A 15233-nucleotide genomic window follows, 5' to 3' on the forward strand; every position below is an offset into this window, starting at 1 on the left:
GCATACCTGTGATTTAGATTTGAGTATATCCGCACTGTACTGGTAGGGAAGGCACTAACGCGTTTATCTCGCCTTTTTATCTCTCTTTTTTACCCCCCCTACTTCGTATCCCTATTTAACATCCCAAGAGTTTTAATGCATGGGGGCCTCGCTACGAGAAAACTCCACTATATTTTCTTCGTAAATCGACTTTATGGCCGCGTAGTCCGTATCGCCCGCGTGAAAAACAAGACGCGTATAAAGAGCATTTTCTACTGTATATGCCTCAAGTAGAATGCCATGAAAATCTTGTAGATTGCTGATGTTTTTACTCTCCACTCCCGCGGCAATTTTTTCAAATCGATCTTCGCCAAGAAAATTGAAAAGTATATCTGCGCCGAATTCCGGAATTACATGCTTTTCACCAAGCAATTTACGTTCTTCAATGCCAGTAAAGCTAATGCCGGTATCAGCAACGAAATCCAACACCGCGTTCATATCGCCTGCGCTGGAGCCAGCGTTAACACAATAGGGAACGCGATCGAGATATAGCCCAACTTGATCGTAGTCTTTATTGCCCTGCTGTTGACGGCTGTGGTAGTTCAGCGTCATACAGAATTCATTTGTTTTCAACAACTCAAAAGCGATCCGCCGAAAAACTGAAAAGGCGTGCTCAATGGGCGTGTTTTCAATGGTGGTAAATCGCATATCGAGCACGTGCATCTCTGTATTCTTATTTTTCTCTATAGCATCACGAGTCTTTGCCACAACTGACATTAGGGTATCGAGGCTAAATAGCCCGTCGATTTCGGCTTCGATGGCCTGGGCGCTGGTGTTATTCAATTTTTCCTGAATCGATTCAGCATAGTCACGGTAAGCGCGTGAGATTGCTTGCCATTTACCAGTCAGGTACATTTCTACCCGATTGCCTAATACGTCAATTGCGGTTTTATCTGCGATAAGATGATCGTTTATAAAGTACAAAACCTGTCGACTATCTGAGAGTCGCACCCAGTAAGCGATGTAGGGCAATGTTTCTTCGTTAATATGTTGAATAAGCGATTTCGCTAATGTCTCTTGAAACTTGGTAGCCACGGATATTGGTAGAAATCGAAGATCAACAACAGTGGCTAGTGGCCTGCCCGGAGGAGAGTACACATCCCAGCAGGATTGATCGCCATTGTATCGAGCCGTAAGCAGTTCTTGTTCGCGCTGCACCTGCAAAAACGCCTGCTCAAGCTCGATATCAGAAAAGTAGCCGTTCACCAGAATGGCGTGTTGAAACTGCCGCTGTTTCCAGTTCAGCATCGTTTTCTGCATGGGTGTTGCCGGAAAGTGGTCCACTGGCTCACCCACAAACAGCTGGGAGATATAGCTATTCCCCAAGGATTGCGCCATGGATTCTATAGTCAGCTCGCTGCTAACAGAATCAGAGGCTATAGCACTCAGCCCGTGTTGCTCTAACGCTTTCAGCATTTCGTCCGGCTGCTGTGAGAATACAAAATATTGTGGCATATCTGGCCCACGGCCGCTGTTAATAATTGCTTTAAGATCCGCCATACAGGTTTTTGCCTGCTCACTCATGACTAAAACGCGCTTCTCCGGGGTTTTTTCCAGCTGTTCTAGATTACCTCTGCCGTCGTCTATAAGTGTTTCTTCATCTTTATAGACGTACTCGCGAAAATCAATTTTATGATCTTCCAGCCACATCGGTAGGTCGAACTTTACGATATCTAGCTCCTGGCAATGCTCCGCGAACGCCTTTAATGTTGGCTTGTCGAATAATACACGTAAGGGCACGTTCCATTTCAGCTTCTGTCGAATCAACCCAATGAGTTCTGCAGCCATCAGCGAGTGGCCGCCTACCTGAAAAAATTCATCGCTAATGGCAACGTCGTCCCGTTTTAGTACTTTTTGCCAAAATGGCATTAGCTTCCGTTCAGTTGCAGTAAGTGGTGTCGCATCGGCCAGGACCTCGGGCTTCACAATTGGTACATTGAATAGTGATTTTCTATCCAATTTTCCATTACTCGTCAGCGGTAAGAAATCCATAATCGCAATAGCGGACGGAACCATATAGTCCGGTAGTTTTTTAGCAACGAAATCTGAGATCTGAACACTTAGCGAATCGCGTTCTCCTGCATTGATTCGTTTATTTTGCGGGACGACAAAAGCCAGCAATACGGGCGAGTTGCCATCCCGTTTGTCGACCAACACCGCACATTTTTCTAGACCTGGATAATTCAGGATACAATTTTCTATTTCGCCGCACTCAATACGGAAGCCTCGAATCTTAACCTGATGGTCAATCCGGCCAATATACTCAATATTGCCATCGCTCAAGTATCTGCCGAGATCGCCTGTGCGGTACATACGCTTCTCAACGGCATCCGGGTTTACGAAGGGGTTCACAATAAAAGCCGCGCGCGTTTGGCTTTCCCTATTCAGGTAGCCCGTTGCTAACCCCTCACCTCCGATATGTAGTTCGCCGATAACCCCGAATGGCACCGGATGCTGGTTGCTGTCCAAAATAGTTAACTGACGGTTGGACATCGGCCGACCGATCGGCAATAACTCGCTACGCTTGAGGTCTTCATCCGTCAACGTCGGGACAAAGTAGTGACAACAGCCAACAGTCGCCTCTGTCGGGCCATAATGGTTAACCAACTGTGCTTGCGGGAGCTTCTGTTGCCAGAAATATGCTAGAGCAACGGGAAAGCCCTCACCTCCAGACACAATACAGTGAGGCTGTCCCTTAATAGCTGAGTCGGAAACAAGTGATTTAAGACTCGTTAAATGCGATGGTGTTACTTTAAACAGCAGCGGTCGGTCGGATTGAGTAAGATGGTGTGCCAGCGCTTCTAGCTCCCCCTCACCTTCAGGTAGTAGCTCGAGCATAACCCCTTTCAGAATTTGCCATAGCGTTGTACCTATGCCGTCAAAAGACAGTGGGTTACTGACCACGGCACCAGCGATAGTCTTACCACACTTATCGTGCATATGAGTTATATAGTTCACCACTGCACGGTGGTCTACACAAACACCTTTCGGCTGACCGGTTGAGCCCGATGTATAAATCACATAAGCCGATGTACGAGGTTGTATGGGATTGGTCGACTCCAGATTGCTCGCATCGTAGCTGGCGAGTGTTTGGCGTGCTTCAGCTCCATCAAGTACAAGAATTTTAGCACCGGTAGCGGCAAGATTTGCCGCCAGACTCTCTTGTGTTATCACCACTGCTGTACCTGCATCTTCGATTAGATAAGCCAATCGCTGAGTAGGAGCGCGAGTATCCATAGGGACAAACGCCGCACCGGCTTTAAGCGCGCCGAATAAGCCAATTAATGATGCAATACCGCGCTGACAAAGCATCCCCACCCTATCACCTTCGCCAATCCCCAACGCGATTAAATGCCTGGCAAGCTGGTTTGCAGATCGATTTAGTTGCGCATAATTTATCGATTCATCCAGGTATCGCGCGGCGATATTATCAGGCGTGATACTCGCTTGATACGCTATTAACTCGTGTATGCACGTATCTGTTGGGAATGGCTTAGCGGTCTGATTCCAGCCCTCAAGCAACTGCAGGCGTTCATCATCGGACAATATATTGACGTCACTTAAGGGCAAATTAGGCTCAGCGAGTACACTGGTTAAAAACGCATGAAAATGGCCGTGCATGGCACGGACCCGGTCTGCGCTAAACAACGCAGTCGCATAGTTCCAAAGCAAGCCATAATTTTCGCCTTCTTCAGAAATTGTTAGCGTTAAATCGAACTTCGACGTCGTACGCGCACTGTTATCCATCCTCTGCAATTCCACACCGGCCATCGAAAAACTATTGAGTTCATCGCTGCTGATCATAGAAATCATAATCTGAAATAAAGGGTGGTAACTTTGTTCGCGCTCTGGATGTAATTCGTCAACCAGGCGTTCAAACGGCAAACTCTGATGAAAATATGCATTGGTGACTATCGCTTTCGCTCTATCAAGTATTACTTTAAACGACGGATTGTCTGCGAGATTTGCACGAAGCACCAAGGTGTTAGCAAAAAAGCCAATCAAGCCCGCCAATTCCGGCTGTTCCCTATTTGCCGTTGGTGTACCAACGACAATATCGGTCTCATTGCTGTAGCGACTTAACAAGCCGGAAAAACACGCGTAAAGCACCATAAATACTGAGACCTGATGCTCACGAGCGGCACTGCGTAACTGCGCGCTCAACGCCGGGGACAATTCAGCAAAATAGTGCGAGCCCGTGTGATCCTGTTGCGCCGGTCGAACAAAATCCAAGGGAACAGAATGCAACGCGGGCAACTGCTCCAGCTGCGTCTTCCAAAAATCCAGATGCGTCGATTGTTTGGCTTGCTGCTCAGCTTGTTGCTGCCAGTGAGCGTAGTCTGCGTATTGAATCGGTAATGGTGTCAGCGTCGGTGACGAGCCTGCAAGGTTGGCAGCGTATGCTTCCGACATTTCGCGGAGCAACACTCCCATCGACCAGCCATCAGCCACAATGTGGTGAACTGTATTGATCAGCACAAACCGATTCTTCGCAAGAATAAGTAGTTGTCCGCGTATTAGAGAATCCTCGATGAGATTAAAAGGTGTTGTTTGCTCTTGCTGCAGATGTTTTTGGATTTCGGCGTCTTGATTATCGACATTTGTCAAGTCAATAACCGACAGCGGATAAAGCGCGGTTGCTTTTACGATTTGAACTGGTTGTCCATTGGCTAGCCGAATATTGGAGCGCAAAACTTCGTGTCGTTCCACGACGTAATTTAACGATTGGCGCAAGGCGTCGATATTCAAATCGCCGTGAATTCCTATACTTCCCGCCATATTGTAGGCTTCTGTTGCGCCACCCAATTCAGTCAGAAACCACAATCGTCTTTGGGCATCACTCAATGGCAAATGGCTAAGCGTGCGTGCTACTTGTGGGATGGACACTTTGCATGCTGATTGATTCGTAACCGCACTGGTACTTGTATCCTGCGCGCCTGCAGAACAGGAATCAGAATCGACTGTATTTTGTATAAAATCAGCCAGCGCGCTCAGTGAGCCATACTCAAACACAGCTGCGATGGGTATTTCGATTTGATATTTTTCTATGAGGGCACTACACAAGCGTGTCGCTAATAGCGAATGCCCGCCAAGCTCAAAAAAATTATCGTATATACCAATATTTGCTCCATCAAGTTTAAGCGTGTCCGCCCAAAGATCGACGAGTCTCGTTTCCCACCGCGTTTTCGGTGGCTCATAGTTAAGTTTTCTCGCCAAGATTGCATCGGGCTTGGGCAGTGCTTTGATATCAACCTTGCCATTGGCTGTTAACGGCAAGCTGGCGATTATCTGAATAGCTTGCGGAATCATATACGGCGGTAAATTTTCCTGTAGGTGTCGTTTGACCGTTGTTAGCAGCACATTGCGCTCGTCAGATGCATTGGCCTGTTCTGGCACGACCCAAGCAAATAGCTGCTTCTCGCTACCTTCGTCGCCGAATACTGCGACCGCGGCACCGCCGATACCGGAGATATTCAACAATTGCGATTCAATTTCACTCAACTCGATACGATAGCCACGAATTTTTATCTGGCTATCTCTTCGCCCCACAAACGCAATATCGCCATTGGGCAGCCATCGCCCGAGGTCTCCGGTACGGTACATCTTCTTAGTCGAGTCGGCGACATCCTCAACAAAACTAAAAGTATTGAGATCGTCTCGATTTAAATATCCAAGACATACTCCTGCGCCCGCGATACATATTTCACCAACAATACCCACTGGGCACAGTTGGTCGTAATGATCCAGAATATACACCTGCGTGTTAGTTATTGGTTTGCCTATGGGTAAGCTACCCTCATCTACCTGTTGTTGATTGTATTCCCAGGCTGTCGATAAAACAGTGGTTTCGGTAGGGCCATACCCATTGATATAGCGCACCTGAGAGGCAAGCTTTTTCACCAACGGCAGCGATGGAGCGGACCCTGCAGTAAGCACCGTCATCCCTGCCGGCAGGGATTCAATAGGCATCTGCTCCAAATAAGGTGGTGGAAATGCACTGAAGCCTATGTTGTGCTGATGCAGATACGCGATCAGCTTGCGATAGTCGTGTACTAAACCATCATCGAGTAGATGAAGTTCCGCACCGTTTAACAGCGCAGAAAATATTTCTGCAGCTGAGGCGTCAAACGTAAAAGGTGCGAACTGTGTAATAGCTAAGCCCTCGGTAACCAAGTTCGCTTCACGGCACCAAACACAAAAATTGATAATATTCTGGTGTGAGACTTTTACCCCTTTTGGCTCACCGGTGGTTCCAGAGGTATATATAACATAGAGGGAAGAGTCTGATGAAATTCGGGTGTCAGCTGCATTGCTGTCGAACTCATTCCTTTCCGTCGTCTCGAATATTTGCTCGATAGAAATATAACGGTGATCTGTATCTTTATGAGCTTCATTGACAAACTGCTCCAGCAGGTGAGCTTGCGTTAGAGTAACGCGGATGTTTGCGTCTGCGCATATAAAATCACGGCGTGCTTGAGGACAATCCGTCGCGATAGGCACGTATGCCGCACCAATTTTAGCCAAGCTTAATACCACGATAATAAACGCAGGATCCTTTTCAAATGTCACCGCGACACAATCACCTGTTTTCACGCCTAACCGTTGCAATTGGGTCGCGACCTTACACACGCGCTCGTTAAGCTCTCTCCGGGAAAGGCGTTGCTCACCACAAATTACGGCCGGTGTAAGCTCATTGGTATGGTGCAACGTGCTTGCAAAGCGCTCGTACACCGTAGCGGTGTCGGGTACATCGAGCCTGGTTTCGTTCCAATCTGCTAATATTTTTTGCTTCGTCGATTCATCCATTAATGAAAAATCGCGCACCCTGGAGCGAGGGTGCTCAGCGAATTGAGTAAGCAGGTTTAACAGGTAACCTAAGGTATCACCTGCCTCTTCGGCAGAAAATAACGAGTTTTGGTAAGCCAGATCAATTTTGAGCTGTGCGCCTGGGTACACCACGATGTTGAGTGGGATGTTGTTGGTGCCTGTCCCATGAACATCAGTGATTGTAGGCGTAAACTCGTCGCTCGACTCGAAAGCCGTGCTGTTTAGTGGAAAGTTCTCCACCACTAACAGACTCTCAAATAAAGTATCGTCAGCCTGACCACCTACCGACTTCTGTATAGTCGGGAGTGGCAAAAAGCCGTATTCCTCGTCAAGAAGTTGCTCATCCATAACTCGCTGAAGCAAGTCAACAATGGGTTGCTCCGCTGCCAGCGAAACAACACATGGCAGCGAATTGATGAACAAACCTGCAGTGGACTCTACACCATCCAATAACGGGGGGCGGCCACTAACGGCACAGCCAAACATTACCCGGGTTTCGCCGGTATAGCGTGAGAGCAGCATAGCCCACGCCGTTCGCAAAAGTGCACTTAACGTTATTTCCGATTGGATGGCAAAGTTACGCAGTGCCGTTGTTTGTTCCGCGCTTAAATATCGGGTTAATAACGCCTGACCGTTAGTGAGGCCGGTATTATCCCTGCGAGATAAGCGCGAAGCTCCTTCAACATCTGATAAACGTTGCCGCCAGTGATCGAGAGCTACAATCTCATCTTGCTCTGCCAGCCAACCTATATACCGATTGAATTGCTGAGTTGAAGCTTCCTGTTCCACACAATTGTCGAAGCCCCTCTCAGCTTTTGCCAAGGAGCGATAAATATCCAATAAGTCTTTCAGCAATAGCGAAATAGACCAGCCATCCAGCAGTGCATGATGGTGAGTCCAGATAAGGTCAGCCTTGCCTTCGTCACGGTGAACGTATACCAGTCGCCACAAAGGTGCTTTTTGTGCATCAAAAGATGCTTGTTTTTCTTGTTCTAAAATAGCTAAGGCGGTCGCATCACTTTCAGTAATTTCTTGCCATGGTAAGCTCACACTCGTTGCGACAACCTGCATCAAACTCGACTGATTTAGATCGTAAAATGCAGTGCGTAATATATCGTGCCGTTGAGCCAGAATTTCCCAGCTTCTGCGCATTAAATCCGCGCTGGCGTTTGCCATCGATACAGTCACCTGTGTCAGGTACGCACCAGGTTCGGTACTGCGTTGCGAGTAGAGAATCAGAGATTCCTGCATCGCCGTCGCAGGGTAAACATCTGCAATTTCGCCCAACTGGGCGTGAGCATCGGCCAGTTCGGACGCATTCAGTGTGACCAACGCGAAGTTCCTCTCGATAGAGGCGAATTCCTCCGGTCGCACATGCTTAACTGTATCGCGGATGGTGCGCTGCTGCATAACAATGCGTGTGGTGAGCTGTAAGCCAGCCTTTGCCGCACGGGCAACGATTTGTATCGCTAGAATTGAGTCGCCACCAACACTATAAAAGCTATTGGTAACACCGAAATTACTGTGGCCTAAAACATCTTGCCACACGCTATACAACAGTTTTTCTCCCTCCGTCACTGGTAGATCATAAACCGTTGATTGCGGCACATCTGCCAATGCTAGGAGCGCTGCTCTATCAATTTTGCCGTTTGCGTTAAGCGGCATTTCTTCAACCACAGTTATCAACTCTGGTACCATGTAGTCAGGGAGTCTGGCCTGCAAAGCTTGTCGCAATTGACTGCTGCTATTACTTCCCTGTCTCGTTAAAACAGCAAAGGCAACCAGGCGCTTGAGAGTCGAATCGTTTTGCGTATATTCCTGTAATAACACTAAAGCCTGCGCTACACCCGGCTCAGCCAAGAGCACCGTTTCTATTTCACCCAGTTCGACACGAAAACCACGAATTTTAATTTGGAAATCGATACGCCCGTAAAAATCGATTAACCCGTCATCACGCCAACTTGCCAAATCACCTGTTCTGTATAATCTACCTGGATGGCTATCAAAGGTGTTCGCAACAAATTGTGATGCCGTTAGCTCCTGTTTTTTAAAGTAGCCGCGTGCAACGCCGTCACCTCCCACCAGCAGCTCACCCCGCACACCCGGAGGAAGCAGCTGACCATCACCATTAGCAATATAAGCGGTTGATTGATTGATCGGGCGTCCAATTGGTATGAAATCGCCCTCCTCACCCGTTAGAAAATGGTAGGTAGAAAAGGCTGTATTTTCAGTTGGCCCGTAGCCGTTTATTATCTGTAGGTCCGGCGTGGTTTCTAGCGCGATTTTAATGTGGTACGGAGACAGCGCATCGCCGCCAATCATCAATCGTTTCACACCGCTAAACAAGTCTGGCTTTTCCTGGATCAATTGATTGTAAAGCGGAGCAACGAGCCAGAGGAAACTCACATTGTGCTGATGTAGCTGTACGGCGAGTTTCTCGGGGTTGAGCAAGGTATCTTTATCGACGACAACCAGCGTCAGCCCATTGAGCAAAGCACTCCAAATCTCAAACGTAGTAACATCGAAGCCAGGAGCACTGGTTATCATCAGTATGTCGTCACCGGAAAATACAAGATCAGTGGCGTTTTTAACTAAGCGAACTATCGCACGTTGTTCCACCATAACGCCTTTGGGTTGCCCGGTAGAACCCGAGGTGTAGAGCACGTAGGCCAACTGACCTGTATGGTGGTTAAGTACATTTATTGAGGGTAACGAACTTGCGTCCAGGTTCTGCCACTGATCGAGCACAATCGTTTCCAAATTGTGATCAATGGGGAGTACCTTCGCCATTTGGGCCTGCTGCAGTAAGACGACGTTCGCTTCTGTTTCCGCTAGAATATGAGCCACTCTCCCAGCAGGATATTCTGGGTCGATTGGCACATAGGCTCCACCGGCTTTCAGGATCGCGAGAATACCAAGCACCATCTCCATGGAGCGCTCTGCAACCAGGCCGACTATTATTTCAGGCCCCACGCCGTTGTGTACCAATAAGCGAGCCAGGGTATCTGTCGCTTGGTCCAGCGCCGCGTAACTTAAGACCTTATCGTTCATACACAGCGCAGCTTTATTCGGATCCCGGTGTGCTGCGGCCTTAAAATGTTCACCAATGCAAACGTCCCGCGGATAGTCCGAAAACCTATGGTTCCATCCAGCGACTTTAGCTTTCTCAATTTGCGGTAATGGTTGAATTTGCTCCCAGCGCAAGTTTAAATCGCCAGCCAACTGCATCAGTATGTTGGTATAGATTTCCACCCATTGGCGGACCATCACCAAGTTATACTTTGCCGTGTTGTAGCCAATACGCAAGCCGTAGTCAAAACCACCCGCACGTTCACTATTTGCTGTTTCAATAACGCCGAAAATAAATGGGTAGTTGGTGGACTCATAGCCACCCACTAGGCGGTACCCGCATGAATCCTTGTCGCTACCGTATGCATCACTTTCGATGTTAAACAAGCTCGAAAAAATATCGCCATCCACCTGTTTACGAGCATATTCCACTACCTTGGATAGTGGGAAAGCAGCATTACTACGCAAAACAGACAGATTTTCGCTCACCTGCTCTAGAATATTCTGCAGAGAATCTACTCTGCTAAAGTCCATCACCAGCGGCAAGGTATTAACACAACATCCTGTTAAGCGCGCGACATCAGCGATAGTTTCACTGCGCCCGCTCTGAATAACACCACAACGAACCTGACTAGCGCCCCCAAGGTAGCGAAGCAACAAAACGTACGCTGTGAGTAGCAATGTATTTAAGGTTACACCCCGGTGTTGTGCGGCGTCGCGTAGCTTACCGATCACCTCAGGAGGAAGGCAGTCCAGGTAAAGTGCAACATCTTCCTGTGCGGTTGGAATGTTTGTTTGAATCTCTGGTTTTAGTTCTGGCAAGCGGCAGAACTGCTCTCGCCACACTATCGATGACCAGTAACCGTTACTGGTACTATCGCTCGATAACGCGATCTGTTCCCGTACGAGCTCCTCCAAATTAGCAGATACCGTTTCTTCTAGTGCAAAGGACTCACCCAGTTGACGACAATAACAGCGGTAGAGCGAACCCAAGAGCAACTCAACGGACCAGCCGTCGTGGATCATGTGATGTATGGAAAGTATCACCGAGAAACCAGGTTCTGCGTCATGCAATACAGTGACGCTATAAGGTGGTTGCTTTTCCACCTCAACTGCTGTTTTGCGCCCAAGCTGGATCACCGATTCTGCGCGCTGCTGACGCTCTTGCACTGCACAGTATTCGACGTCCAGCACCGGCGAGTGCTGCCGCAAAATAATCTGCGCGGCTTGTCCGCCTTGCCAGGTTTTAATCGCAGTACGTAAACAGGGGTGCAGACTTACCCATTGATCGATCGCTTCAGAAAAGGCCGTCTCGCTAAAGAGCTTATCAAATGCATAGTGCATCCAAACCTGGTAGGTTTGTTCGTGTCGCAGCATGGTGCGCTGCATATCGGTGAGGGGAAATGCGGCCTCCGCATCAAGCGGAATTGCGTCGATATCCTCTTGCGATAGCGCATTCTCACCTGTGCACAAGAGAGGAAAGTCACTGGGTGTCCAGCGTCTGTTTTCAGGTGCGCAACAATGTTCAATTACGGCAACCAGGCTTTCACTTAACACGTGTTTAAACTGGAGAAGCAGCTCTTCGGGCCAGATTGCTTCGCTGACAAAAAGCCCGACCTTCAATTCACCGCCCTGAATGGCACTCTCGATAGACAGGTTGTAAGGGTTTTTATCCCGCGTGCCCATTTCGATAGCGGTTACCGGTGCCATGGACCACGCATTTTGTTGTCTATCGGTAACACCGGAAAAGTTAAATAGAACTTCAGGCTGGCGGTACTGGCGAAAAGCGTCGACAACATTAGGCGCCGAGCACAAGTACCGCAAACCGTAGAAGTCTCTTCCCCGACTCGGAACCTGAGCTCGAGCCTCTTTAATCAAAATTAAGAAATCTTCCAACGTAAACCCGGATTCCAACGAAAGAAACAACGGGTGTACACTGGTAAACCATCCCACACTGTGAGTTAGCGAGAAGTCTCCGGCAAATTTTTCATCGCGGCCATACCACTCAATATCAATACCTAACTGGTTCAAGTTGAACGTTTTTGCCAACGCTAAATAGGCGGCAGCAAGAACGAGATCTTCAGGCGTGTGGCGGTAGCAATTCGGCGCAACACGGAGTAGTTTTTGGGTCGTGCTGTGATCGAAGCAAACATAGTGCTCATTGAGGCCAATATTTTTGTTAGCGCTTTTCAACCCCACGAGTTCTTGTGCATGCGTTGATGCCTCTATCGCCGGTAGCCATGAATTTAAGAGTTGCTCGGCATTGGTATCGATATGATGTTGCAACCGCTCAGCCCACTCAGCGTAAGCCCCGCTTTTTCCCGTCAGCACCTGCTCTGGCGGTGCATCTGCTTCATAGAGTAGATTCAGATCTTCCAATAAAATTGAGTGGCTGATCGTATCAGTTAAAAGATGGTGTAAGACCCAAACGACACGGGTCATCTCAGGTGTGCGAAGAATGCTTAAACGAAACAATGGCGCAGTAGCAATATCCAGTTCTGCTGCAAGCGACTGTCTGGTTAATTCACTTGTTTCTGCAAGTCTATCTGCCACAACATCTTTTTCTTCCACCGACACGACAAAAGTGTGTGGCGCATCGATGACCTGGCGTAACTGGGTAAGCTCTTTTATCGATCCCCACCCAGGAAAATATGCCCGTAGCATGTCGTGGTGATGCGTTAAACGCTCCAGCGCTCTAGTTAAACGCGCGGCGTCTATGGTGCCGTCACAATCGAACACAAGCGATTGGCAGAACAGATTGGGTTGCGACAAGTTGAGATTAAAAAACCATGCTTGCATGGGATGAATTACGGCAGCGCCCTCCCACGGCTCGAAATTAGCGTTACGTATGCGGGGTTGAGTTGATAGCCAACGACAAAAATCACTTAGCACCGGGCGGCTAAGCACGTGGGCAGAGTTGATATTGAAGCCGAGTTGACGCAATGAAGAAGCAACTACCATAGCTGTGAGTGAATCACCACCCAGATGGATAAAATTCGCATCAACGTCCAGATTTTGAGATTTAAGCACTTTTTGCCAAACGGCAGCTACAGATGCATCCAGTGAATCAGCCGAATTAGCGCAATCGATACCTTGGGGAAGCTGCGATTCCTCAAATTGCCGAAGTTGCCGCTTGAGTAATTTGTAATCGGTTTTCCCGTTGGTGGTTGTGGGGAGTGAATCGAGCCAATGAATTCGGTTTGGCATGGCCCACGCCGGGATCACAGTACGCAGAGATTCTCGCATAGCGGTTTCTTCCTGCTGCCTTCCCTGACAAAAGATTGTAAGCCGATAGTCACCTTCGACTTTATGGGCAACCGCCGCAACTCCATCAACAAATGGGAGAGTCAAGATCGCTGTTTCTATCTCCCCGAGCTCAAGACGATGACCTCGCAATTTAATTTGATCGTCTATACGACCGACAAAAATAAGCCCATCTTTCGCGTTGAGGCAAGATAAATCGCCGCTTTTATACCAGCGCTTATTGTCGAACTCGAGAAAGTTACGTGCAGAAAGTTGCGCCTGTTTTAAGTATCCGTGCGCAACGCCTGCCCCTCCAATCACCAATTCACCGACTATACCCTCTGGAAGTACCTGACCAAACCGGTTTACCACCCTTACCGAAGTGTTAAGAATCGGCAAACCCATAGCAATAGGTTCGTTTACTCCCGGTACCCTATCCGCTTCCCAGGCGGTTGAGAGAATCGTGGTTTCCGTCGGGCCATAGGCATTTAAATAACGCACATGCGGCTGCCACCGAGCAATTAGCTCACGATCTGGTGCAGAGCCGGCGGTGAGCAAAACTTTCAAACAGGGTAAATTTTCTGGTGAGAGATGCTTCGCATATTGCGGTGGAAACGCAGCAAAACTAACCCTTTCCTCGCACATGTATGCCTGGAGAGCTAGAGGATCATCGATCAGCGATTTCGGCAGTAACACCAAGGTTCCGCCATGTAATAAGGTTACGTGGATTTCCGCAACGGACGCATCGAAAGTGAATGGCGCAAACTGGGTTGCAACATCAATGGACTGGATATGCGCGTCTATATGTTCGATAAAATTCAGCAAGTTTCCATGACTGACACGTACGCCCTTAGGCCTACCAGTGGAACCCGAAGTAAAAATAACGTAGGCAATATCATTCTGATCGAGCAAATCCGAGAAATCCTTATTGTGTCCGCTCGATTCAGTACCGATGTAATCTATCGAATTAATTTCGATCAGCTTGATATCCGAAAGAGATTGATTTAGCAGCGAAACACAATCTTTCTCTGTTAGCACTAAACGAATTGAAGCGTCTTCTGTGATCGCCTGTAACCGTTCCGATGGTTGCTCAGCATCCATTGGGACAAAAACGCCACCGGCCTTTAACACAGCAATCTGAGCAACAATCATTTTCACGTTGCGATTAAAGCTCACTCCTACGCAGTCACCTTTTTCTATACCTGCGTCAAGCAGTATCGCTGAATAATAATTGCTGAGCTTATCCACGCACTCGTATGTCAGCGTTTGAGAACCATCTTTTACTGCAATTTTATTCGGAAATGAACGCGCAACGCCGCAGAACCGACTAACCAGATTGCCACTGACAGGCTGTGTCGGTCCCTCCATTTCAGCTCTAAACTCAATATCTTGATCTAACATTGAAATTGATGAGATCAGCATTTCAGGTTCTTCACCAACCTGACGAGCAATCCGTAACCAAAGTGCCGCGATATTCGCAATATATTCAGGACTGTATAGTGCCGATGCGTAATCCAGATACCAGCCATCCGGCTCGCGAATAAGTGCGATTTCGACACTACTTAAATCTGCCCTGGCATCGCTGCTGTCATCATCGATAAGATAGATGACATGACCCGCAGCATCGTCAGCTTCGAAACTTTCCTTATTCTCCCGAGGCGATACAGAATTAACCCCAAGTAATAAGCACCGATACTGCTTTTCGATGTCTTGTAAAAGACTATTAAAAGTCGAATCTCCGGTTAGCTCACTGCTTAAATTTAAGCAGGATTTTGTGGCTTCTCCGGGCGTGCCAGTTTCGTTCTTATTCTCTGCAATATCATTCGAACCAAATAATTCTGTACGCGTGGATATCACCACAGCTTTTGCAGTAACTGAATGCAGTAAGGCGTGCCAGCTAGCCAGGCAGAATGCTAGTTCATATTCAAGCAAAGCTGAGGAACAACGTATTCGATGTCGCTCTGCGGTGTCACCAATAGAAGATGCTACATCTCGAAGAGGGTTACTTAACGTCATATCATTCATAGTTGTCGCCCGTATATTTCCCTGACGTT

General features: G+C 48.1%; 1 protein-coding gene. It reads right to left on the minus strand.

The window, feature by feature from the left end:
* Positions 1-132: 132 nt before the first annotated feature.
* Positions 133-15204, minus strand: a complete 15072-nt coding sequence (locus TERTU_RS10360) for a non-ribosomal peptide synthetase (RefSeq protein WP_041590193.1) — start codon at positions 15202-15204, stop codon at positions 133-135.
* Positions 15205-15233 lie beyond the last annotated feature (29 nt).

This window comes from Teredinibacter turnerae T7901 (genome assembly GCF_000023025.1).
GTDB lineage: Bacteria > Pseudomonadota > Gammaproteobacteria > Pseudomonadales > Cellvibrionaceae > Teredinibacter > Teredinibacter turnerae_B.